26 protein-coding genes are annotated in these 24014 nt (G+C 40.6%); 8 read left to right on the forward strand and 18 right to left on the reverse strand.

Going from position 1 to position 24014, the window contains the following annotated elements:
- Positions 1-28: 28 nt before the first annotated feature.
- Positions 29-565, reverse strand: a complete 537-nt coding sequence (locus CWB60_RS16980; protein ID WP_138579993.1) for a GNAT family N-acetyltransferase — start codon at positions 563-565, stop codon at positions 29-31.
- Between the two features lie 57 nt (positions 566-622).
- Here CWB60_RS16980 and CWB60_RS16985 point away from each other — a divergent pair, with 57 nt between their 5' ends.
- A complete protein-coding gene (locus CWB60_RS16985; RefSeq protein ID WP_024032265.1) occupies positions 623-991 on the forward strand; it encodes a hypothetical protein in 369 nt (122 codons plus the stop codon).
- 237 nt (positions 992-1228) lie between these two features.
- On the opposite strand, the gene CWB60_RS16990 is transcribed toward CWB60_RS16985, so the two are convergent.
- A complete protein-coding gene (locus tag CWB60_RS16990; protein ID WP_004588371.1) occupies positions 1229-1567 on the reverse strand; it encodes a P-II family nitrogen regulator in 339 nt (112 codons plus the stop codon).
- Between the two features lie 179 nt (positions 1568-1746).
- Between CWB60_RS16990 and CWB60_RS16995 the strand changes: the two genes are divergently transcribed.
- Both CWB60_RS16995 and CWB60_RS17000 read left to right on the forward strand, forming a co-directional pair.
- Positions 1747-2298: a GspH/FimT family pseudopilin gene (locus CWB60_RS16995; RefSeq protein ID WP_029774106.1), complete on the forward strand. Its 552-nt coding sequence runs from the start codon at positions 1747-1749 to the stop codon at positions 2296-2298.
- 79 nt (positions 2299-2377) lie between these two features.
- Positions 2378-2908 (forward strand): GspH/FimT family pseudopilin, encoded by a 531-nt coding sequence (locus CWB60_RS17000; RefSeq protein ID WP_096041389.1) that lies wholly within the window; start codon positions 2378-2380, stop codon positions 2906-2908.
- A 14-nt stretch (positions 2909-2922) separates the two neighbouring features.
- Here CWB60_RS17000 and CWB60_RS17005 read toward each other — a convergent pair whose 3' ends face one another.
- The 13 genes from CWB60_RS17005 to murJ all read right to left on the reverse strand — a co-directional run bounded on the left by CWB60_RS17005 (position 2923) and on the right by murJ (position 17957).
- The gene (locus CWB60_RS17005) at positions 2923-3345 is read right to left on the reverse strand and encodes a type IV pilin protein (RefSeq protein WP_024032268.1); all 423 of its coding nucleotides are present in this window, start codon (positions 3343-3345) and stop codon (positions 2923-2925) included.
- 9 nt (positions 3346-3354) lie between these two features.
- Positions 3355-6579, reverse strand: coding sequence for a PilC/PilY family type IV pilus protein (locus CWB60_RS17010; RefSeq protein WP_138579992.1), 3225 nt, complete (start codon positions 6577-6579; stop codon positions 3355-3357).
- A gap of 1 nt (position 6580) precedes the next feature.
- The gene (locus CWB60_RS17015; protein WP_029774108.1) at positions 6581-7084 is read right to left on the reverse strand and encodes a hypothetical protein; all 504 of its coding nucleotides are present in this window, start codon (positions 7082-7084) and stop codon (positions 6581-6583) included.
- Entirely contained in the window at positions 7072-8067 is a 996-nt protein-coding gene (locus CWB60_RS17020) for a PilW family protein (RefSeq protein ID WP_138579991.1), read from the reverse strand. Before CWB60_RS17020 ends, CWB60_RS17015 begins: the two co-directional genes overlap by 13 nt.
- 1 nt (position 8068) lies before the next feature.
- The gene (pilV, locus tag CWB60_RS17025; RefSeq protein ID WP_024032271.1) at positions 8069-8629 is read right to left on the reverse strand and encodes a type IV pilus modification protein PilV; all 561 of its coding nucleotides are present in this window, start codon (positions 8627-8629) and stop codon (positions 8069-8071) included.
- Positions 8630-8894: 265 nt separating this feature from the next.
- Positions 8895-9599 carry a LytR/AlgR family response regulator transcription factor gene (locus tag CWB60_RS17030; protein WP_138579990.1) on the reverse strand — a complete coding sequence of 235 codons (705 nt, stop codon included), beginning with the start codon at positions 9597-9599 and terminating at the stop codon, positions 8895-8897.
- Positions 9596-10630 carry a sensor histidine kinase gene (locus CWB60_RS17035; RefSeq protein ID WP_138579989.1) on the reverse strand — a complete coding sequence of 345 codons (1035 nt, stop codon included), beginning with the start codon at positions 10628-10630 and terminating at the stop codon, positions 9596-9598. The genes CWB60_RS17030 and CWB60_RS17035 overlap by 4 nt, the downstream gene beginning before the upstream one ends.
- Positions 10631-10670: 40 nt before the next feature.
- Complete coding sequence (gene ispH / locus CWB60_RS17040) at positions 10671-11600, reverse strand: 4-hydroxy-3-methylbut-2-enyl diphosphate reductase (RefSeq protein ID WP_029774112.1); 930 nt, start codon at positions 11598-11600, stop codon at positions 10671-10673.
- Positions 11600-12040 (reverse strand): FKBP-type peptidyl-prolyl cis-trans isomerase, encoded by a 441-nt coding sequence (gene fkpB / locus CWB60_RS17045; protein WP_004588360.1) that lies wholly within the window; start codon positions 12038-12040, stop codon positions 11600-11602. Before fkpB ends, ispH begins: the two co-directional genes overlap by 1 nt.
- Entirely contained in the window at positions 12037-12537 is a 501-nt protein-coding gene (lspA, locus tag CWB60_RS17050) for a signal peptidase II (protein ID WP_138579988.1), read from the reverse strand. The genes fkpB and lspA overlap by 4 nt, the downstream gene beginning before the upstream one ends.
- Positions 12538-12549: 12 nt before the next feature.
- Entirely contained in the window at positions 12550-15378 is a 2829-nt protein-coding gene (ileS, locus tag CWB60_RS17055; protein ID WP_138579987.1) for an isoleucine--tRNA ligase, read from the reverse strand.
- A 29-nt stretch (positions 15379-15407) separates the two neighbouring features.
- Positions 15408-16334, reverse strand: a complete 927-nt coding sequence (gene ribF / locus CWB60_RS17060) for a bifunctional riboflavin kinase/FAD synthetase (protein ID WP_024032277.1) — start codon at positions 16332-16334, stop codon at positions 15408-15410.
- An 84-nt stretch (positions 16335-16418) separates the two neighbouring features.
- Positions 16419-17957, reverse strand: a complete 1539-nt coding sequence (gene murJ / locus CWB60_RS17065; RefSeq protein WP_443197872.1) for a murein biosynthesis integral membrane protein MurJ — start codon at positions 17955-17957, stop codon at positions 16419-16421.
- A gap of 294 nt (positions 17958-18251) precedes the next feature.
- On the opposite strand from murJ, the gene rpsT reads away from it, so the two are divergent.
- Positions 18252-18512, forward strand: coding sequence for a 30S ribosomal protein S20 (rpsT, locus tag CWB60_RS17070; protein WP_004588355.1), 261 nt, complete (start codon positions 18252-18254; stop codon positions 18510-18512).
- A 111-nt stretch (positions 18513-18623) separates the two neighbouring features.
- On the opposite strand, the gene CWB60_RS17075 is transcribed toward rpsT, so the two are convergent.
- Positions 18624-19007 (reverse strand): response regulator, encoded by a 384-nt coding sequence (locus CWB60_RS17075; RefSeq protein WP_004588354.1) that lies wholly within the window; start codon positions 19005-19007, stop codon positions 18624-18626.
- Positions 19008-19109: 102 nt separating this feature from the next.
- On the opposite strand from CWB60_RS17075, the gene CWB60_RS17080 reads away from it, so the two are divergent.
- The 3 genes from CWB60_RS17080 (at position 19110) to smrA (ending at position 20610) form a co-directional block, all read left to right on the forward strand.
- The gene (locus tag CWB60_RS17080; RefSeq protein WP_138579986.1) at positions 19110-19547 is read left to right on the forward strand and encodes a hypothetical protein; all 438 of its coding nucleotides are present in this window, start codon (positions 19110-19112) and stop codon (positions 19545-19547) included.
- 106 nt (positions 19548-19653) lie between these two features.
- Positions 19654-19899: a hypothetical protein gene (locus tag CWB60_RS21020; RefSeq protein WP_083901815.1), complete on the forward strand. Its 246-nt coding sequence runs from the start codon at positions 19654-19656 to the stop codon at positions 19897-19899.
- Between the two features lie 129 nt (positions 19900-20028).
- Positions 20029-20610, forward strand: a complete 582-nt coding sequence (gene smrA / locus CWB60_RS17090) for a DNA endonuclease SmrA (protein WP_138579985.1) — start codon at positions 20029-20031, stop codon at positions 20608-20610.
- Between the two features lie 148 nt (positions 20611-20758).
- On the opposite strand, the gene CWB60_RS20770 is transcribed toward smrA, so the two are convergent.
- Both CWB60_RS20770 and CWB60_RS17095 read right to left on the reverse strand, forming a co-directional pair.
- A complete protein-coding gene (locus tag CWB60_RS20770; protein WP_024032281.1) occupies positions 20759-20899 on the reverse strand; it encodes a hypothetical protein in 141 nt (46 codons plus the stop codon).
- Between the two features lie 96 nt (positions 20900-20995).
- Positions 20996-21916 carry a 2-hydroxyacid dehydrogenase gene (locus tag CWB60_RS17095; RefSeq protein WP_138579984.1) on the reverse strand — a complete coding sequence of 307 codons (921 nt, stop codon included), beginning with the start codon at positions 21914-21916 and terminating at the stop codon, positions 20996-20998.
- Between the two features lie 162 nt (positions 21917-22078).
- Here CWB60_RS17095 and olsF point away from each other — a divergent pair, with 162 nt between their 5' ends.
- Positions 22079-23785 carry a bifunctional ornithine lipid synthase OlsF gene (gene olsF / locus CWB60_RS17100; RefSeq protein ID WP_138579983.1) on the forward strand — a complete coding sequence of 569 codons (1707 nt, stop codon included), beginning with the start codon at positions 22079-22081 and terminating at the stop codon, positions 23783-23785.
- Positions 23786-24014: the final 229 nt, after the last annotated feature.

The following is a 24014-nucleotide window of genomic DNA, read 5'->3' on the forward strand; positions in this document are numbered from 1 at the left end:
AATGTTTATACAAGTAATTTTTTGTATGCTATAACGCCTTTGCGTATAAAACGGCATCCAAATCGCCTTGTTCATCAGTGTGTATATAGTTTTTAACCCAGGTAAACCCCAGCTTTTGCATGACGCTAATTGAAGCTTTATTATCGGCCAGTGCCATTGCCGATAGTGTTTTTATCTCTGGCTGCATTTTTAAGGCGTTACATAATGCACTAGCCGCCTCCGTTGCATAACCCTGTCCCCAACTAGATTGCTTAAAGCGCCACCCTATTTCAATATTTGTAAAATCGGGAGTTTGAGTAAAAAAGTGCATAGGCCTAACAAGCACCCACCCTATAAAAGAGTCCTCTTTTTTAAGGGTGATTTTCCACAGCCCCCAGCCTTTGTATGCATTTTTATAGGCAAGCATTCTGGGGATCCCTATTTCTTTAATTTGTTTTAATGTCGAAGGCGTTCCTCGGTTTATGTATTTCATTACCGCGGGGTCTTGATCTAGTTCATGCAGCAGCGGCCAATCGTGTTCATTCATTAATTTGAAATTTAAGCGTGTTGTTACAGGTGTGTTCATCTTCGCTGTTCTATTATTAAGTGGAATTAATTATTTGTCTCTAAGGAGAGATAGCACATGAACAAATTAGCAGGTTTAGCTTTATTAGGCACTTTAATTACACTAACGGGCTGTGAAGATGCTCAGGAAGTACAAGAAGATGCAAAAGATAAAAGCGCGCAAATGCAAGAGCAGCTTGGTGATACATGGAACGATGTAAAAGATAAAGCCACAGAGCTTAAAAATGATGAGTCATTAAATGAGCTGCTTGAACAAAGTAAAGCAATGGGCTTAGACATGTACGACGATGGCAAAGAAATTGCCGTTGATGCATGGATAAAAAGCAAAGAAGCAGCCGGTGAATTAACCGAAAAAACAAAGCAAAAAGCGCAAGAAATCGCTGAAGAAATTGAAGAAGCGCGTGAAGAACATGCTGAAAAACAGTAATATTATTGATACTAATTCATTTAATTAAGTAATTTGCTTTGGGGTAAAAACATCGTTTAGTAAGTAAAAAATTGCTATTTAGGTGTTCTTAACAAGCGGTTTTAACGCACTTAGTGTGAGGCTTAGCCCCTTAAAATACTTAATTATTATTGCTGATTGGTATTAAATAGTATTTACAAAAAAAGGCTGCAAATAACATTATTTGCAGCCTTTTTATTTATGCGCTTATTACTATAATTAAATCGCTTCTTCGTCTTCTTCTGCGGTGCGTATACGTACTACACGCTCAACATCTGTGACAAATATTTTACCATCACCAATTTTTCCTGTTTGCGCTGTTTTTACTATTACTTCTATAGCGCGTTCAACATCTTCATCGGTTAGCACAATATCAAGTTTTACCTTAGGTAAAAAATCCACCATGTACTCAGCGCCACGGTAAAGTTCTGTGTGACCTTTTTGACGACCAAAACCTTTTACTTCACTTACAGTCATACCCGTAATACCTACATCTGATAGGGCTTCGCGTACGTCGTCTAACTTAAACGGTTTGATGATTGCTTCTATTTTTTTCATGCTCACTACTTATTAAAGCTTTAGTTGCCTCGATTTTAGACAATCATGGAGTTCATAGCAAACAAAGCAATTGAATTCGATGATAAAACAACCAAGCGTGGTATAATTACTTATAAGTCTGAATTATAAATCTTTCTCAACTAGCTATAATAATAACAAATGTAGTAGGTATAAATAATATGAAAAAATTCCAAACCGGTTTAACTTTATTAGAGCTCATGGTGGCAGTAGCCATAGTCGGTATTATCGCCTCTATAGCTCTTTGGGACAGTAGCGATATGCTTGAAGAAAACCGCGCTGAGAACTTCTTGCTTGAACTAAAGCGCAATATTAGCTTTGCTCGCTCACAAGCTGCCAGTACAGATGAAATTGTTGTTTTGTGCCCTACTGGCCAAGGTAAGATTAAAAACAGCAGAGACACTTTCAACTGCAACAAAAAGTGGGATGAGAATAAAATTATAGTTGTATTTATCGATGTAGATAACGATGGGCACTATAATGGCGCTTCCGATACACTGCTTAGAGTCATGGAAGAAATATCAGATAACGACAAGTTAACCTTTACAGGAAATGAGCGTCGCTTGCGTTTTAATACCAGTGGACGAATTACCACAAACCCAGGTGACTTTGTTTTTTGCCCCAATGGTGGCACTGAAAATAATAAAGCGCTTACTTTATCTCAATCAGGTACTGCTTTTTATGCCGGTGACAGCGCACTTAAATGCGGTTAAAAAACATACAATTTAAGTTGTCATATTTTTATCATTTACTACACTGAGCTAATACATTTTTTGACTCAGGGCTTCAGGGATGAGGTTATCTACCCAAACTCAGGCTGGCTATACGCTTTTAGAATTAATGGCATCTATTGCTATTGTGAGTATTGTTAGCCAAATTTCTCTATCGGTTTTTCCTGACTTTTTAGCGAAAAACCGAGCCGATAATCATGTAAGTTTGCTGCACAGAAACATTAATTATGGCCGCCTTTACGCCATTGAAAATGGCACTTATGTTACTTTGTGTGCTTTAAAAGATAATCAATGCACTAAAGATGAGTGGGATGGGCAAATGTCGCTGTTTATTGATAACGACAAGTCTACGTCATTAGACACCGACGACTTATTAATAAGCACATTTGAAAAAATCCATGATGCAGATTCTATGCAATACCCCCGAAGTGCAATTACCTTTCGGCCCGATGGCTCTTTAAATGGTTTTCAAAATGGAACATTTATATATTGCCCAAATAAAGATAAAGCCAACCTTGAGGGGCTGGCTTTATCTGTCAGTCAAACAGGCCGTATACGAATTAAATCAACCGACAAATGTCAGAGCGACTAGTTAACCCGATTAAGTTAACGTCCCCAGCAATACTCAACATCTGAATTACCTTTACTGCCTTTTGCGCCTTTATAGCCTGTGTCAGTAATTGTAATTTGCGTGCAGTCACCGTCGCCTTTTACAGCACCCGCAATAGGTTTTGCAGTAATTGTAAACGTATTATCGTCATCATCCACATCAATCGACAGCTCAAAATGGCCATTTTCTGTGGTCTCTTGTATACCTAAGTCTGAGAATGTCTCTGTGTACTCACGATTATCTACGAAGTACTGCTCTTGTTTGTTTGCAGCGTCTAAAAGCGCCGCTGCGGCCTCGGCTCGAGAAGAGCGTTTTACATACTCAGTATAATTAGGCAGTGCTATTGAGGCTAGAATACCTACAATAGCTACGGCTATCATTAACTCTATCAACGTGAATCCGCGTGCTTGTTTATTCATTAATATTCCTTAATCATCAATTTCATCATTTTCTTCACGTTTATAAATATAGGTTTGTTGGGTTTTAAAGCCAAACCCTACACTATCATCGTCATTCACTAATTGTACGGTACCATCTACAACCGTTAAGCCTGGGCCCATTATTTCTACTGGTTTCATTGGGTTTTGTGCATCTTCGCCTTTTATTCCCGGCCCAATTAGGTAAAACTGGCTTTCTTCGGTCACTTCAATGGTTGGGTTATCATCACAAAAGCCGTCGCCATTTCCATCGGCACAAGAAGGGCCTTCACCAAAGTACAATTGTGGTGTATCAGGTACATCATAGCTAGTGGTAAACTTTAAGTCGTCATATACCTTGGTGCCATAATGTAAATGGAACGCATACAACGAGCCGCCACCGCCACTTAACGAACATTGGTTCTCTGTAGAGGTTTCTGATGATGGAGTAAAGCTTGTATAGTAAGCGACACCGCCCACCACTGTGGCTGCTGCTAAAGATTTTTCACCGGTGCCTAATTCATAGCGCCAGCCTTTAAATTTAGCTAAATCGACTTCTAAATCAACAAACTCATCTACATCATCAAGTGCATTACCAAACGGGTCGCTGTTCATTAGCATTAAATCTGCTGGTTTAATCGCTGTAGGGGCGCTAGTGAATGACTGAGTTACTGTATTTTCATCTCTTATCATAAACAGCTGATCGTCTTCATTTGTACCTGTTGGTTTTGAGCGATTTCCGCTGCCTATTACAATAGCGTCATACGGCGTATCTAAACGTGTAATCACTGTTTCACCATTAATCGTTGTTTCACTTACTTTGCTATAAAGTGTACGTGCCACTAACGGCTGGTAAAAAAAGCGACGGTCTTGGCTTGCTAAACTGCTACCTAGCTCTGCAAGTTTAAAGTGCGTAAAATTACTGGTGCTTGTGCCTGGCATGTCTATACGCCAAATATCGCCCCCGGTATCGGCAGCATAAATTCTGTCAATGTAACCATCGTAATCTGAATCAAGCGTAGAAACATTTGCTGCAATCGAGTGCTTACCTTTAAATCCATTTTCGTTTGGCGTTAAAGCCCACACTTTTTTACCTGTTTCAGCTTCTACTATATAAATACCGCGACCAACAGAGTCTTCACTTCTAACCACGGCATCTTTATTTGTATCGTACCCTGCACCAAAAACGAGTAATGGCTTATCGCCAAATGCTTTTATATACGCTATTTGGGGTTTTGACCACGTTTGAGCTAGCTCTTTAAAATCGCCAGTACCGCCTTCTATAGGGTTATCCCATAGTTTTTTAGGCTGATCGGGGTTAGTAATATCAAAGGCGTAATAGTTTTTTCCACCACGGCGCATACCTGCAAATGCCCACACGTCATCACCATCGCTTGCATCAACAATACCATCGTTAATGCCTTCGTCATTTAAGCTTTTATCACTAAAGTAAACACTGATTGGGCCGTCCATCCCGTAGAGTTTACCGGTGTCTTCATTGCGTAAAGGCTGAATTATATCGTAAAGATCAGAGGGAATGAACGCCCAGCTTTCGCTCACTTGGTTATTGGTATCATCGTCTTTAAACATATGTAAAAAGCCGGCATTAGTACCAATCAATATACGTATGTCGTCATTGCCATAGTCGATTGCCACTGGCTTAGAATGTAAAGGGTCGCCAAAAATATCGCTGCGTTGATCGGTGTTTGAGCCATCGTTGTCTTCATCGTCAACATCTATCCCCATTGCCCATTTTATATCTGAACTAGCTAGGCTAATCGGGTTATTGGTGACTAAATCTAAAATATCGCTCACAATATTAGTAGTAAACTCAACTATATCGCCTTGCTTATCTGTATAGAGGTTGCGCCTGTCTTCAGCTGGAGTCCCCGTGAGTGTAGCTAAATGATAGTTTACACCCCCTTGTGCAACTAAGTTACCATCGGCAGACTGGCCATCTGGCAACCAAAATGTTTTAGCATCGGTGTCGATTAAACCATCAGAATCAAGCGCTGTATTATCTGCAGAGTCAACTATTTCACTGCCTGATACTTTTAATTTTTTTAAATTCCCACCCCACCGGGTGTTTGTTTCTGGGTAAAACATGGCAAAGTAAATGGCATCACGACTACGTGTTTGGTCTACGTTGTTACTTGCTACCGAAGGCGAAGAGAAGCTATCGTTTACTTCACGAATACGAGAAATAGCACTATTGAGCGAGTTAGAAAGCTCATCTGGGGTGCTTGCTGGTAAGTTTTCACCGCCACCCAATAAGGCAGCACGTCTTAACAGTTCTTGCCCGCTTGCACTCATGCCTGAACCAAAGCCTATAGTGTATAAGCGCCCTGTTTCGTGGATATCGGCAGTGGCAGGATATAAATCAACGGTAACATCACTTGTACCATGAATAATTTTAGCCATTTGGTGTAAGTAGTTACTGTAATAACTATCGGTATTCCAGTTTAATGGCTCTCCAAAGTACTTTTCGTGTTCATCACTAATATCACTATCGCTGCCGTTATCGTTTGACGGATCGCCATCAGTCATATAAATAATGTTGATTGAATTATCGCAACGAGCCGCTTCAGCTTCACTGTCTGCAAAGGGCGATATATAAGTATACTCGTAATTATCTCTCACTATATTTTCACATTCATACACCCAACCTCGACGGCGATTCCAAACCCAATCACACTCAACATCTGTCCATTGGCTACCTGTACGTAACTCTACATTTGTATCACGCTCTACAGTTGAAGCGTCTTCACCATATTCAAGCTTCTGCCCAGTAATATATAAATATGCTTCCCAAAGTGTCTCTGTCAGTGGTGTGCCACCATTGGCTGGGAGAGCTGCGATGGAGCTGCGCACTACTGCAGCATCACTGCCTACACCATTCACAACATAGCCGCCCTCAGAATCACTTTTAAATCGCATCAAACCAAAATCAATAGAGTCTTCGTTATCTGATACCACTTTTGTCATTGCAAATTGTGCTGCCGCAAGGCGACTATCTGCACATAAGTAGTAACCAGTTTGGTTGCTAAAGCCACAACTATTACCATTAGAGGATGAAAACGCCATACTGCCTGATGTATCAAATATGAGTAAAACCCTTGGTTTCTCATCTAAATCTAAATCATGATTTACATAAAGCTCTATATCTTCAGCAACTACTGAGGCGCTCAGTGCTAAACCAAGTAAAGAGACCAATGGCTTATTAAGATTAAATTTCATTCTAAATCCCCTTACTTATACTGGCCATTTCTTGAGCTACACCTGTTACAATTGTAAGTTCGTGCTTTGCTTTAGAGCCATATTGAATAGTGGTAGAAACTTGCAACATGTTACACGATATACCGGCAGTAAAATTAAATCGGCGTGGGCATTCTAAATCAAGCGCCCCCTGATTTAGGTTTACCATTTTGCTTTGCATATCGTCGTGCGTGGCTATTACCATCCCTTCATCATCTGCGCCTGCATGAGTTGATACTTCATCTGGCGTTAAAAAAAACTGATTAGCAGCACCTTTGCTTGCCTCATCAGAAATCATTCGCTGTACTTCTCCAATAAGCTCATTTTCAGCGACTTCTCGCTCTTGAGCTGCATTGGTAATTTTTATATCTACACTACTGCTGCTCATTAGTGTAACGGCAATTCCCGTTACAGCAATAACCATAATAAGGGCTGTAATAAGCACAACACCTTGTTGTTTATTTGCGTGTTTACTTAGATACGCCATAAATTTGCTCCCACGTTATTTAAACGAATGGTGGTGGTAAATACTGTTCTTCTGTAAGTATCGGTAAAAGTAAGCTCTCGGGAGTCTTCATCTTCACCTAAAATATATGTTTGATTTTTTATTTTAAGGCCCGGATCTGGTTGCAATGCTCTAACTAATAAAAAAACCTGCACTGTTAGAATACTTTTGCGGTTTTCCCAGTCAGAGTGCTGCATGTCCTCAATGCTTCGGTACGAATCAACACGGCTATCACTGTCTGTATCTAAACCAAATACAAAGCGCATGTTTTCAACGCCCTCCATTATGGTTTCGGCCTTCATGTTGGCGCCATTTAAGCGTTTACGCATTAATGCTGGTACTGTAAGGCTTTTATTATTTACCGTATAAGTTTGCTCTGCGAGGTAATAAACATGATGGCTATAAGGCCACACCGTGGCATTAACGTTTAAACTACCCGCAGCTACAACGCCTCGGGTAAATTCTGCGCTTTCTTGCTCAGCTATAAAATAGTTTTCATCCGCTTGTGTTTCGTTAGTGGCGCCATCTACCGTGAGCTGCTCACCTTGTAAAAACTTGATTTGTAAAATGTCAGTCCCTGCAATTGGCTTACTTATACAGTTAAGCTCACTTGTTGAACTGGCTTCTTTTGCATAAATAGTTCTGAAATTGCTAGAAGATGCTAAATCTGGAAAGCTGCCGTTATTAAGCCCTTCGAAGCAATCACCACCAGGGTTAGCTAACGTTTGTGTGTTTGCTGCAGTAAACGAATCATCATAATAAGTTCCCCAAAAGCCCACCTGCTCTATATCACGCTGCATAATATTAATGGCTAAGCGGCCTGACTCTTGTAACTCGCCTATTGTCATTGTGTCTTTTGTGGTTACTTTCATGCCAATATAGGTAAACATCACCCCACCTAAAATAAGCCCACCAATAAATAATGAAATCATCATTTCTATTAGTGTAAAACCTTTATCTCTCATGTTAGCTCCTTAGGTATATATAGCTATTTAATGCAACCAAACGGCGTTTTTTATCGTCAGTACCGCATTTAAGCGCTTTGGTTTCATCATTGGCATTAAACTCTTGGCGGCCTTGCCAAGACACTATTACTTCAATATTGAACCCACGCCCACCCGTACCTGCTGCAGCCGTAGGGTTTATACATACAGTGGCATCATCGAGAGAGCCGGTGTTTTCGCGTGCACGAATGGCGCGTTTCCATTGCTGTAAATCAAGGGCTGCAACTTGCGCTGCAGTGCATGACCCACTAAAACAAGCCGTAGAGGTAGACGTTGATGTTTTACTGGTAAAAGTTTGCGTATATAAAGCAACTAGCTGTGCGGTATCATTTGCTCTAATGCGCTGAATAATATCATTTCCTAACGCCACCGCGGCTGCGCGCTGCATAGAGTCAAAGCTTGCCTGCTTAGCTTTTGCTTGCAGTGCAACAGCGCCTAATAAGCCAAAGCTTAAAATAATAAACGCAATCAGCACTTCAATTAAGGTAAAGCCTTTTTGAGGTTTTTTGTGAGGTGAATGCATAGTAAAAACCAAATAAATTTTATCTGATTATAAGTTTATGCATTGAAAATGTAGATGCAATATATACTAGGACAAGCGGTTAAATTTGTTGATAAACGGTTAACAGCATCAAGCCAATTGAGCTAATTGATGATTAAAATTACTCTATCTAGAAGTGATTAAACTCCAGCGCAATGCTGCTAATTTAGTGGGCTCAATAGCGGCCTCTGCCTTACTTAAAAAGCCAAGCAACCTACTAAAAATTCAACCTAAAACATAACAGGCTCTAACTTAGCGCATTTTTTACTGTTTTTAGCTCTCGCCTACTTACGCTTAATTGCTCCTTACATCCGGCTAGTTCTACGCTATGTACACCAGGGCTTTGAGTATGCAAGGCAACAAGCTTTTGTTTGTTTATGAGCGTGTTTCTGTGAATACGTAATAATTGCGTTGGGAAGCGTTGCTCAAGTTGTTTTAAGCTTTGTTCAATTAGGGCCTCGCCCTCTTTAAATACCATATTGGTGTATTTTTCTTGGGCAATAAAGTAATACACTTGATCAAGTTCAATACTTTTTATTGTGCCACCAAGCTGATAACTAATTTTTGTAGATTGCTGCTTTTGCATATGCGCTTTATTTAAACGCCCTACTTGCGCTAACACTTTATTTAATGCCTGTTCAGTAACGGGTTTTACTAAGTATCCTGCGGCACTGAGCTGTAGCGCATCAAGTGCATGCTCGGGGTAAGCCGTTACGAATACTATTGCCGGTGGCACGCTCAGCGTATTTAGTTGCTGTGCTACTTCTAGGCCATTAATACCCGGCATATCTATGTCTAAAAAAACCAAATCGGGATGAACCTGCTTGATAATGGCAAGCCCCTGCGCGCCGTTATCACCTTCGCCTTTAACTAAAATATGCTCGTTGTGCTGCAGTAGCCGCTTTATTCTAGCGCGAGCTAGCGGTTCATCATCAATAATTACAACATTCATTGGGGGTTCTCAAACTGCTTAGGGATCACCACTTTCACTCTAAATACATCCTCTTTTTGTGTGATCGTTAGTTGTGCTTTTTCTTTGTAATATATAAACAATCGCTGGCGAATATTTTCAAGTGCCATGCCGTTATTTGGTCTTTTTAACGCCTCATTATGAGTGATAGGGTTAGAAACAATCAATGTTAAATACCCTGTTGTGACGTGTAGCTCTACACTAATAACGGCCCCTGTTTCACTGGGCTCTACCCCATGACACACCGCATTTTCTATTAACGGCTGAAGGGTTAAGCACGGAATACTAATATCTGGTAAATCAGCAGGCACTTGCCAATTAAGCTTTAAACGACTGCCAAAGCGCCATGTTTCCAGCGCAACATACTGTTTTGACAAGGTCAGCTCATCTTCGAGAGAAACGCGCTGCCCCGAGCGCATAGCCGCTTGCGACAGCGCCGCAAGCGCAAGTATTGCTTGCTCTGCAGCATCGGCATCATGATGTGTTAGCTCGGCGGCGGTATTAAGGCTATTGTACAAAAAATGAGGACGAATTCTGGCTTGCAAAGCATCAAGCTCCGCGCGCGCGAGCGCTTTTGTTTGCTGCTCTTTTTCAAAATAAATCAGTAAAAACTGTACAAATAAAGCCGTGATCAAAAAAACAATTAAGCAGTTTCGTAATACAAAATAAAAACTCGTTTCATTATTTGTAATATCTAAAAAATAGCGGGCACACAGCACACTAAATAAAGCGGTACTGACTAAAAAGGAAATAAAAAAAGCAAAAAGTTGGGTGGTTTGCGGCTTTTTTTGTAAACCCCCCCGAAAAGAGTATAAAGCAGAAATACTGACCAAAACGGTCATATGAGAAAATAAACTAATTACGCCAAGGCTTTGCCAGCTATCCCCTTCAACAAAAGGAGCAAACGCTAAGATGGTAGCTACAACTTGGGTAACAATAAGCGTGGCAAGTACCCCGCGCTCATTAAAAAGAGCCGAAAAAAGCAATGTTTCACCTTGCGGCAACTTGCTCATAACGGCTCTCCTTGTAATCTAAATAATTAATTTATATAGATTAACGCAGCTCAACAGGAACGGCAAATACGATATTCTCTTCTTCACCTGGGTTTTCAACTACCTGCTTGCCGCCTAGCTCTTTTAAGCGTGCAATAACTTGTTGTACCAGCACTTCTGGCGCAGAAGCCCCCGCAGTTACTCCCACAGCGTTAGTTTCACCAAACCACTGTGCTTCAACATTTGTTGCATCATCGATTAAATAAGCGGTTGTGCCCATTTTATCTGCAAGTTCACGTAAACGGTTAGAGTTAGAGCTGTTTTTTGCCCCCACAACTAATAGCACATCTACCTTGTCTGCTAAATCACGCACAGCATCTTGACGATTTTGTGTCGCATAGCAAATGTCATCTTTGCGCGGGCCATCAATTGCTGGGAATTTTTCGCGCAGCGCATCAATTACATCTGCAGTGTCATCTACCGAAAGCGTTGTTTGGCTACAATAAAATAGGTTATCAGCATTTTTAACGTTAAGTTTGGCAACATCTTCTGCGGTTTCTACAAGGTAAATACCACCGTCGTTATTGTCATACTGCCCCATAGTACCCTCAACTTCTGGGTGTCCATGGTGACCAATTAAAATACACTCAATACCTTTACGGCTCGCACGCGTTACTTCCATATGCACTTTAGTAACTAATGGACATGTTGCATCAAATACTTTTAAATCGCGGCGCTTAGCTTCTGAGCGTACCGCTTGCGATACACCGTGGGCGCTAAAAATAACAATGCTGTCATCAGGTACTTGGTCTAGCTCTTCAACAAATACAGCACCACGGTTTTTTAAACCATCTACTACGTAGCGGTTATGAACGACCTCGTGGCGTACGTAAATTGGCTTTTCAAAAATATCTAAAGCGCGCTCTACTATGCTAATTGCACGGTCTACCCCTGCACAAAAGCCTCGCGGGTTCGCTAATAAAATATCCATTAGCCTTGCACCTCAATAATATCTACTTCAAACGTTAAACGTTGACCTGCTAACGGATGATTAAAATCTATAGTAACCGACTCACCTTGTACTTCGCGTACCAGTCCTGGCAGCTCAGTACCATCAGGCTGAGTAAAGGCAATAATTGCGCCGACTTTAGCTGGCGTTTCTGCACCAAATTTACTGCGTTCTACATAGTAAATATTATCTGGATTAGGTTGGCCAAAGGCGTCTTCTGGTTCTAACTCAAACGTTTTGCTTTCGCCTGCACTTAAACCTAGTAAGCACTTTTCAAAATTAGCCGTTAAGCTGCCATCACCCATCGTTAACTTGGCTGGTTTATTATGCACCTTGGTTGAGTCTGCGGCAGAGCCATCTTCTAGTTTAATAGAAAAGTGAAAAATAACCTCTGAGTTTTCACCAATTACAGCTTGGCTCATGCTTTATGCTCCTTCGGACTTTCGCCTGTAAAGGCATCAAATAATAATAATGCGGCACCAATACAAATTGCACAGTCGGCAATATTAAATACTGGAAAATGCGAGTTTTTATAAAACACATGTATAAAGTCAATTACATAACCATAAGCAACACGGTCATGTAAATTACCAATAGCGCCAGCAAGCACTAACGCATAAGCACTACATAATATTTTATTTGTCGCTGGTAAACGCTTTAACCACCACACTAATAGCGCACTAATAGCAATGGCAATAAAACTTAAAAACCAACGTTGCCAGCCACCCGCTTCACTTAAAAAGCTGTAGGCCGCTCCATAGTTATGTACGTAGGTAATACTAAAAACAGGCAGTAAATTAATCGACTCTTGATAAGCCATGGTATTTACAACAAGTGTTTTAGTGGCAAAGTCTATTACAAGCAGTAATAGACTTAACCAAAGCCACACTAAACCACTTTTTTGGGCTAGTTTGCTCACTGAGTAAAGCTCCTAAGCGAATTGACGCTTTTCACCTTCGCCGTCAACATTGCTTACACAACGACCACAAATTTCAGGGTGTGCAGGCTCTGAACCTACATCATCGCTGTAATGCCAACAACGCTCACATTTAGTTGCATCTGTGGCTGCTACGCTAATGTACAAACCTTCAATTTCGGTTGTTTGTGTATCACTTGGCTGGCTATCTACTGCAGATACAGTGACCGCAGACGTTAGTAATACAAAACGCAGTTCATCACCTAATGCTGCTAACTTATCAGCCAGTGCTTTTTCGGCGTATAAGTTAACGCTTGCTTGTAATGTTGCACCAATCACTTCTTCTTTTCGGGCTGCTTCTAGTACGCGGTTTACTTCGTCACGTACATTTAGAATCGCTTGCCAGTCATCGTTGCTAAATTGGCTGTTTGTCGGTGCATGTAAACCGTCGTACCATACCGATGTAAATACGTAATCGCTACGCTCGCCCGGTAGTGCTTCCCAAATTTCTTGAGCTGTAAAACTCATAATTGGCGCCATCCAACGAGTCATTGCTTCAGCAATATGATAAAGCGCAGTTTGACAAGAACGACGTGCATGACTGTCGCTTTTTGCTGTGTACTGGCGGTCTTTAATTACATCTAAGTAGAACGAACCAAGCTCACCTGTACAGAAGTTCATTAGCTTTTGCGTTACTAATAGCATTTGGTAGCTATCGTAAGCTGCTAAAATTTCTTCTTGTAATTGGGCTGCACGGCCAACAATCCACTTATCAAGCTCAACCATATCATCAACAGCAACTTGGTCTGTTTTTGGATCAAAACCACTTAAGTTAGCTAACAAGTAACGGCTAGTGTTACGAATACGGCGGTAACGATCTGCAGAGCGTTTAAATATTTCATCCGATACCGTCATTTCGGCGGTGTAATCGGTAGAAGCTACCCATAAACGTAAAATGTCAGCGCCAAGTTTATTCATCACGTTTTGTGGTGAAATAACGTTGCCTAACGATTTTGACATTTTGCGGCCGTTTTCATCTACGGTAAAGCCGTGCGTTAGTACTTGCTTGTAAGGTGCGTGACCGTTAATAGCAACTGAGGTCATCATTGATGACATAAACCAACCACGGTGCTGATCAGAACCTTCTAGGTATAAATCGGCTGGGCCAACTAACTCTTCACGTGCATCAACAACACACGCATGTGTTACGCCCGAATCAAACCATACATCTAACGTATCTTGTACTTTCATGTATTGCTTGGCATCTTCTTCGCCTAACAAGGTGGCAGGCTCTAGGTCATACCATGCTTGAATGCCTGATTTTTCTACCAGCTCTGCAGCTTGCTCAATAAGCGCTTGCGTATTTGGGTGTAAAGCACCAGTGTCTTTATCAACAAATAAAGCAATTGGCACACCCCAAGTACGTTGGCGTGAAATACACCAATCTGGGCGACCTTCAACCATGTTCGCAATGCGGCTTTCGCCCCACTCTGGCAACCATTGGGTGTTTTTAATTTCGCTTAACGAGTCTTGACGTAAGTTAGCCTGATCCATGCTTACAAACCACTGCGGTGTAGCACGGAAAATAATAGGCGTTTTGTGGCGCCAACAATGCGGGTAGCTATGCGTAAGCGCATGATGATGCATTAAAGCACCGCGCTCTGTTAGTACGTCAATTACACTGGCATTTGCTTTAAATACATGCTGACCAGCAAATAATTCTGTATCAGGCAGGTAAACGCCATTCGCGCCCACAGGGTTTGCTACTTCAAGATTGTAATTTAAGCCTGCCGCGAAATCTTCTTGACCATGGCCTGGCGCGGTATGTACCACACCCGTACCTGAGTCAGTAGTAACATGGTCAGCTACAATTACCGGTACATCAAAATCGTAAAATGGGTGAGCAACGTGTAAGTTTTCAAGTGCTGCACCTTTAACATAACCTAGTACGTGGAAATGATTAAAGCCATAACGGTCCATTGCATCTTTAACAAGCTCTGAGCCTAAAATTAAACGTTGCTGTGAGCCTTCATCATCTACTTGTACTAAGGCGTACTCTAAATCTGCATGCACTGCTACCGCACGGTTAGCGGGTAAGGTCCACGGTGTTGTAGTCCAAATAACAGTACCTACACTGCCTTGGCCTTTATGGCCATCGGCTAAATCAAAGGCGTTAACAACTGCGTCTTGATCTGCAAATGTAAAACGTACGTCAATCGCTGGAGATTGCTTATCTTGGTACTCTACTTCGGCCTCTGCTAATGCAGAGCCACAGTCTGTACACCAATGCACAGGCTTTGCACCTTTATGAAGGTGGCCATTTTTAATAATACGACTAAGCACGCGAATAGCGTTTGCTTCAAAGTCATAGTTCATTGTTAAGTAAGGTTTGTCCCAATCGCCAAACACACCTAAACGTTTAAAGTCTACTTTTTGACCTTCAACTTGCTTTTTAGCGTAAGCACGGCATTTTTCACGAAACTCGCTCGCGGTTACTTTAACGCCTGGCTTGCCTACTTTTTTCTCAACCATTAACTCAATTGGCAAACCATGACAGTCCCAACCAGGCACATAAGGTGCATCAAAGTCAGATAAAGTTTTAGACTTAACAATTATGTCTTTTAAAATTTTATTTACTGAGTGGCCTAAATGGATATCGCCGTTTGCATACGGAGGGCCGTCATGCAAAATAAAGGTCTTTTTACCTTTTTTAGCGCTGCGAATTTGACCGTACAGGTCGTCTTCATACCATGCTTTAAGCATTTTTGGTTCACGTTGTGCCAAATTGCCACGCATTGGAAACTGTGTTTCCGGTAAATTCAAAGTATGTTTGTAGTCGCTCATTAATCCTACTTTCCGTATCTATCGGCTACCTAATTTAAACCAAAACACTGTTTTGCGGCGGCAACATCGGTTGCAATTTGTGCCGTTAACTGTGTTAATGTCTCGAATTTTTTCTCATCGCGAAGTTTTTTTATTAACTCCACGTGCATAAACTGTCCATATATATCTTGTGCAAAGTCAAAAAGATGAACTTCTAACAAAGCACGAGTTCCATTAAAAGTGGGCTTGTTACCAATATTGGCTACCCCATAAACGTGTTTTCCGGCAATGTTTGCTTTTACGGCAAACACCCCATTTACAGGGCAAACTTGGCGTTTAAGCGCTATATTTGCAGTTCGAAAACCAAGCTCTCGCCCTCTTTTCCAACCATGTATTACACGCCCTGAAATAGCATAATTATGCCCTAGCATTAACTTAGCATTTTCTAAGTCGCCTGCGGCTAATGCTTCACGTATTAGTGTGCTGCTTACTCTAGCATTTAATTGGCGAAAACTCGCGGTGCTTTTTACATCCATGCCCGCTTGTTTGCCCATACTGAGCAGTAAATTAAAATTCCCTTGGCGCTGTTTACCAAATTTAAAATCATCACCTACTGTGAGTGCTTTAACGCCTAGCTTTTTAATTAAAATATCACTAACAAATTGCTCAGCGTGCATATTGGCAAATTGTTGGTTAAAGCTAATACAAATAACCCGCTCAATACCTAAGTTACTTAGTAATCTGAGTTTGTCGCGTAACCGAGTAAGTCGAGCTGGCGCATTGTTTTTAGCAAAAAACTCTTGCGGCTGCGGCTCAAATAACATCACAGTACTGGGTAAGTTATGTGCTTTGGCATCTGTTAACAGCCCTTTTAATACTTCGCCATGGCCTAAATGCACACCGTCAAAATTACCAATAGTCAACACACAACCATAATGTTGCGCTCGAATATTGTGTATACCTCTAATTAACTCCATGCCACCTAATGCCTTTTTCAGCGAGTATTATTAACGACTTTAAAATCGTTCAAAACCACAGGGCTGCCGATTATAATCTTTTTTTTAGTTTGATTCAGTAGTTGCTACACTTTTTATCGTATTTAGTCTTACACCAAGTAAAAACAGCACCGCAAAGTAACTTATTGCAGCAATCACTAGCAATACAATTAACAACATTACTTGCTCATAAAAATGCCATGTAGCCCAATAATAAAGGCTGCTGACGTACCACGTTAAAGCGCCCATTACCAAGCTTGCTACTATGCACTTTACGCTAAAGCGCAGGCTCATTGCAGAAAACTGATACACGTTTTCTTTTTTAAGTTGCCTGTAAAGTAAAAAAGCATTGCAGCTGGCCGACATAGACGTTGCTAAAGCAAGCCCTAAATATCCTATAAACGGGGCTAACATAATATTAAATACCATATTAAGCACCAGCGTAATAATACCAATGCGCACAGGTGTTTTGGTATCTTGGCGCGAGTAAAAACCCGGCGCTAATACTTTAATAAGCATAAAGCTAACTAACCCTACCGAGTAGGCAACCACCCCTAAGCTTACCGCTTTAACATGATCAACATCAGCGTCTTTAAATGCACCGTGATCAAATAACACAGTAATGATAAGCGGGCTTATAACCATTAAACCAACCATGGCGGGTATGCCTAAAAAAATCACAAAACGCACACCCCAATCTAACGTATGCTGAAAATCACTGAGCTTTTTACTGCTATGCAATTTAGAAAGTGCGGGTAAAATAACAGTGGCAATACCAATACCAAATAAACCAAGTGGAAACTCAATTAACCTATCGGAGTAATAAAGCCATGCGATAGAGCCCGTCATTAATAGCGAGGCAATCATGGTGTCGAGCAGTAGGTTAATTTGGCTTATTGAAACACCAAATAATGCCGGTAGCATAAGCTTACGCACTTTTTTAACGTTCTCGTCTTGCCACGCCCAGCGAGGACGAGCCAGCATTTTTGCTCGGTATAAAAATGGTAACTGAAACAACAATTGCACCACCCCGCCCACAAATACACCAATGGCTAACGCATACGCCCCCACGCTAAATTTGTCGTGCAATAAAATGGCGCAGGTAATAATTGAAACATTAAGTAATACGGGCGTAAAAGCAGCCACTGCAAAGCGGTTATACACATTCATTACCGCACCGCTAAGTGCTACCAAACTAACAAATAACAAATACGGAAAAGTTAACTTTAATAAGGAGCTTGCCAGCACAAACTTTTCTGCATTGGGGCCACCTTGCCACCAATCTATAAACCAGCCAGTACCAAATAACGCGGCAATAACAGGCGAGGCAATAACGCCAAAAATAGTCACGCAAAGCAAAATAGTGCCCAGCGTACCGGCAGCCTGTGCTACAAATAACTTAACTTTATCATCGCCATGGTGTTCTTTAATTTCGCTAAGTACAGGCACAAATGCCTGAGCAAAGGCCCCCTCAGCAAATAGTCGGCGTAAAAAATTGGGAATACGGTTAGCAAACAAAAAAACATCAGCAGCTGCACTAGCACCTAATAAGTTTGCAACGACAGCGTCTCGTACTAACCCTAAAATACGCGATATCATTGTCATACAACTTACAATCATACCGGAGCGAAATAATCCTTTTGACACCTTAAACCTACTTAAAAACCTTTAGTTAGCGCAATTATGCCACAGTCTTTTTTATAAATCGCTTTAAAGCACTAGGCTGGGCGTCTGTGCTTTGTTACAATAGCGATATTAACTGCTAAAGCGGCAAATTGATGTTCGTTATAAGGAGCAGTTTTTCTTGAGTTGTTAAATTTAAATTGACATTCATGATAAAAACAGGCATATTCCACGGCCTTTAATTTAAGCTTTATTTAAGATTGTTAGGAGCAAACCTTGGCTAACATCAAGTCTGCAAAAAAACGCGCTATCACTAGCGAAAAAAACCGTCAGCACAACGCAAGCCGTCGTTCAATGATGCGTACTTACTTCAAAAAAGTAACCGCTGCTATTGAAGCTGGCGATAAAGAAGCTGCACAGCAAGCTTTCTCTGTTGCTACACCTATCCTAGACCGTTACGCAACTAAGGGTCTAATTCATAAAAACAAAGCAGCTCGTCATAAGAGCCGTTTAGCAGCTAAAATTAAAGCGCTATAATTTGTTTTATGATTAAAAAACCGGCCTAGGCCGGTTTTTTTATATCTAAAATTTGGTATTTAGCAATCCGCTAAACTTTAAGCTAATTTAACGCATTACTATTAAAGCTGGTTAAACGTTTTCCAAATCGGGATAAAACTTTTTCAACATGGCCGCAATTTTTTTAGGCGTAAATGGCTTAACCACAAATCCTTTAGCACCTTTATCAATGGCTTCTTTAACATTTTCTACTGCTGAATGGGCCGACACCATCACCACATTAGTTTCAGGGTTAATATCATTAATTTGCGCGATTAACTCTTTACCATCGCCGTCAGGCAGTTCAATATCTAAAAAAATCATATTGTAATTAGCTGCTTGGCACTCGCTAATGCATTGTTTAGCCGTTGAAGCCTCTTTAACGTTTTCTATTCCTAAGTGCATGAGCGTTTGGCTCAAAAAACTACGCACTGTGCTAACATCATCTACTATTAAAATTGATAGCTGCGTATCCATGTATCTTCCTCGTAGGCTAAAAGCATTGTATAAGTTATTATATAACTAGATATTTAATCATTTTATTATAGAGACCTACGCTCAAAAGGCCAGATTTGCTTTATGTCAAACAACACAAAAAAACAATCATTGCTTGGTAAAACACCACAAAAAAGAAAAAAAACTGTAAAAAAGCCCCGCAATAGGCCGCAAACAGCACCGCAATCTTCAGCTAACCCAACATCAACCCCAGCAGAGCAGCCTGTAAAATCTAAAAAAGGGTTACTTATTACGCTGGCTATCATTTTTGCCGTAGCCATTATTTTTCCAAAACCTACTTTGCTCACCTATAAAAAATTAGGGTTAGTGAGCGAAAGTATTTATTGGCCTGGGGTCTTTGGGTATGGCCGTACATTACTTGATTCAAACTTACACCCGCAGCTAGACGAGAAGCGCAATGCCCTTTATTTATGCGCAGATATGAAGGCGCCGCAAAGCTGTCAAAAGTACCAACTAATAAAAAATAATGGCTTTTTTGCAGCACTAGCTAGCTACATTTAGCATTAAAAAAACTAATCTGAAAATTTAAAATTACTTGGTTGAAAGGTGTGCAAAAGATCAACATAATGGCGCTCCTTTTTTCAACAACTGAACTATTGAAACGACCATGCTAAACGAGCTAGATTGGCTTTTAAACACTGTATTACTTGCACTAGGTTTAGGTGCATTCTTTATTAACCACATAACAATACTGCGTGTTGCAGCGATTAGTGCATGTGGTCTGTTATTTTTGTCTTTTAGCTTGGATTTAATGTCGTCGAGTGTTATTTCGAATATGAGTTTAGTGTTGATCAATACATTTTACTTGTTCAAAGTATATACGTTTGGACAATTTAATGTAACGCAGAGTTAACATTTCTCCTTAGAATATTTTATAGCCCAGCCTTGCTGGGCTTTTTTATTTGAAAAAATTAAAAGGCTTGGGGAACAGATTGAACTAAGATAAGATTTATCTCGTATTAATCCTCATTTAGGTCTTACTATGTCTTTATCTGATTTCGATTTATTTTTATCTTCTATGGAAGATGTAAAACCTATAAACCACGATACTGTAACTCCCCTTGCAAGTAATCCCAGTGCCACTCTTGCCCAACAAGAAAAACGCAAAGCTGCCGAGCTTAGCCTTGCAAATGACGAAAATTACTTACAATCTGAGCATGTAGAGCTTTTAGACCCGCATGCATTACTCAGTTTTAAAAAAGATGGCGTACAAAGCGCAGTATTTAAAAACTTACGCTTAGCTAAATACCAAGTTGATGCCACATTAGATTTGCATGGCCAATTACTTAAAAACGCACGCACAACATTATTTAACTTTATTACTGATTGCCACCAGCGAAACATTCGCGTTGTATTAGTTCGCCATGGCATTGGTATAAAAAATAAAGCTAAGCCCGGTATACTAAAGAGCTATGTTAATAAGTGGCTACAGGCTCTACCCGAGGTATTAGCGTATCATACCGCTTTAAAGCACCATGGTGGCAGTGGCGCAACATATGTGTTACTTAAAAAAAGTGATGAGAAAAAGCATGAAAACCGAGAGATCCATGCTAAACGGTACTAATTAACTTATTTTACTAAATACCAGTAACGAAGCGCACTTTAGTAATTAAATGGCCTAATGAAAAGTGGGTACTCTTTAATGATCTGGCTTTATTAAGCCAAAAACAAATTAATAGAGCCCACTTTTTATAATGTGTCTACAAGTGCACTTATTCACTTTGTGAAGTTTGTGAACTTTTGCTTTGTGGCACTTGATCGGCACTTGCTTGGTTAAACCAAGCAGACACGCCTAGCACTATAATAGAAACCACTACTAAACTTAGTTTTACTCCGCCTTGACTTGATTTCATACGTTACTCTTATTATTTTTATTTTAGTGACTAAACTTCACAATAATTAAAATTACAAATGTTAACAAGCTGTTTGTTAAACTGTTTTGCTATCTATTAATAACCTTTTGTTCTATTAACCCGATTATTTAATGTAAGGCCGCTTTTTAGGCGATTAATATTTTCTGCAATTTGCGCTGTTACGCTATTTAAATCAGATAACGCGGCGCAGTGTGGTGTAATCGTTATTTTAGCGTTATGCCAAAATGGGTGGTCGTGCGGTAGCGGCTCTTGGGTAAATACATCGAGCGTGGCAGCCCTTAACATTTCACTGTTAAGTGCGTTTATTAAATCTTGCTCTACTAGGTGCTCTCCTCTGGCAACGTTAATTACACAGGCATGGGCCGGTAACTTAGCTAATAAATCGGCATTAATAATACCCTTAGTATCTTTTGTTAGCGGCAGTAGGCATACCAAGTAGTCAATTGTAGGCAGCATTTCATTAAGGCCTTGCTGCTGAGAATATAGACGCACCTGCTCATCGCTTTTTTCAGTTTTTGACCAAGCGCTTACCGTAAAGCCATTCAGGGTTAGTTTTTTGGCGCACGCTTTACCTAGCTCACCAAACCCTAAAATACCCACGTGATTAAATTTATATGCGCGCTTAGGTTTATAATTGCATTGTGATTGCTTAACAAAATACTCTTTTAAACGCAGCTTGTGCGCAAGTACATGGCCTAGCACGTACTCTGCCATATCTTGAGCAAGCTCAGTATCAACAATGCGAACCACGTCTACCTCTTTAGGCAATAAAGACATATTAATACTATCTACACCCGCCCCAAACGATGACACCGCTTTTAAGTTAGGTAATTGCTGCCACAAATCATCTGGTGCATTCCAGGCTAATACAAACTCTACATTGTTGAGCTTTTTACACTCTGGCCATTGCATTATCTCTTCATTGGGTAATAGCTCTTTTAGCTTTGCAATTAGCTTTGTATTATCTCGCCCGGTAATGGCTACTAATACCGACATAGAAGCTCCTAATTTTATTAAATAAATTTTATCTACACTAATAAACAACTGAGCAGCTCGTTATGTGCTCTTTAAAAAGTCACACAACTGCAAAGTAAATGTCACACCCTTTTTTTACTCTAAACAGGATGGTGAATAGGCCAAATTGTAAATGAGGTTAATATGATAAGCGTTGATAAAGTAATAGCAGCAAACTTACCACAATTAGAGAACTCCCCTAAAGTAAAAGGTTTAGTTAAAAAGGGGCTAGGCTACTTATTACATGAACAAGAATTTGTCGCCTTTGGCGATGCTTACCCCCATTTACAAGGGCTAGAGTTTGTTGAACAAGTGCTTGATGAGCTTGACTTTGATACCCGCTACAAACCAAAACAAATTGAAAACATACCCAGCGAAGGTAAGTTGGTTATTGTGGCTAACCATCCCATTGGCTCGCTCGACGCACTTGCGCTGATAAAAGTACTTTCCAGCGTTAGGCAAGATTTAAAAGTGGTTGCCAATCGCATGCTAATGTCGGTCACCCCTATGCATTCATTGCTGTTGCCAGTAGATAATTTATCGGGAACCAGTAAAAAACAAGAATTAAGTAATATACAAAGACACTTAAAAGATGAAGGTGCGTTACTTATTTTTCCTGCGGGAGAGGTCTCGCGTTTAAGCCCTACCGGTATTAAAGATTGCAAGTGGAACAGTGGCTTTTTACGCATGGCTAAAAAAGCAAACAGCCCTGTTTTACCTATTTATATAAAGGCCAAAAACAGCCCGCTTTTTTATGGCACCTCAATGATTTACAAACCACTTGCGAGCTTATTATTAGTAAAAGAAATGTTTAAGCAGCGACAAAAGTCATTAGAGTTTGAAATTGGTGCTTCCATTCCGCCTGAGTCATATTTAATCGAAAACTTAAAAGATAAAGAAATCGTTAATCTCATTCGCAAACAACTTTATCGCCTTACCACTAAAAAGCCCCTTCCTCTTAAAACCCAAACCCCTATTGCAATACCTGAGTGCCGCAAAGAGCTTAAAAAAGCCATAGAGAGTTGTCAGTTATTAGGTAAAACACAAGATGGCATGCATATTCATTTATACCAGTACACTGGTAGCTCTCCAGTGTTTAGAGAGCTTGGACGACTGAGAGAAATTGCCTTTAGAGCGGTAGGTGAAGGCAGCGGAAAACGCCGCGACATCGACAAATATGATATGGATTATCAACACTTAGTGCTATGGGATCCTACGCAGCTAGAATTAGTGGGTGCATATCGCCTTGCTTGTGCAAAGGAAATAATAGAGAAACATGGCCGAGAAGGCTTATACACCGATAGTTTATTTAGTTACACACAAGCAATGAAACCGTATTTAGAGCAAGGTATAGAACTTGGCCGCAGCTTTGTGCAACCTAAATATTGGGGGCGTAAAAGCTTAGACTACTTATGGTACGGTATTGGCGCATTTATTAAAAACTACCCGCAATATCGTTACTTATTTGGCGCGGTGAGCGTTTCTAACGCCTTGCCTGAACAGGCAAAAGCCATGCTCGTGCATTACTATCAACATTATTATAAATCAGAGCAACACCTCGCCACCCCCAATAACGAGTTTAAATTAAGCGAGCAACAACTCACTCAGTGTGAAACTGTTTTTAGTGGCAACGATGTAAAAGAAGACTTTGTAGAATTAAAACATGTACTGGCCAATATGGGGGCACAAGTTCCTACGCTATTTAAGCAATATACTGAGCTGTGCAAGCCTGGCGGCGTAAAGTTTTTAAGCTTTAGTATCGACCCCGACTTTAACAACTGTATTGATGGGTTAGTGCTGGTAGATTTACAAAACGTAAAAGAAAATAAAGCCAAGCGCTATTTAGGTTAGGGCGTGTTGAACTTTACGGATTGAAATTTGTTCAATCTAGGGGCGATTTAATCGCGGCGCGAGGTTTGTAACCTAGTGGGCTCGATAACTGCTCCTGCGTTATTCTAATGACTTACATCCCTGTAAGAATAAGTAAAAACCGAGCAACAAAGAGTTTATCGCCCCTAGGCAGAACCCGAAGGGCAGCGCATGTTTGGCATTTATGCTGCGTTATCGCCTATATAGTGTG

Origin of the sequence: Pseudoalteromonas sp. S327 (assembly GCF_005886415.1) — a bacterium.
GTDB classification, from domain to species: domain Bacteria; phylum Pseudomonadota; class Gammaproteobacteria; order Enterobacterales; family Alteromonadaceae; genus Pseudoalteromonas; species Pseudoalteromonas atlantica.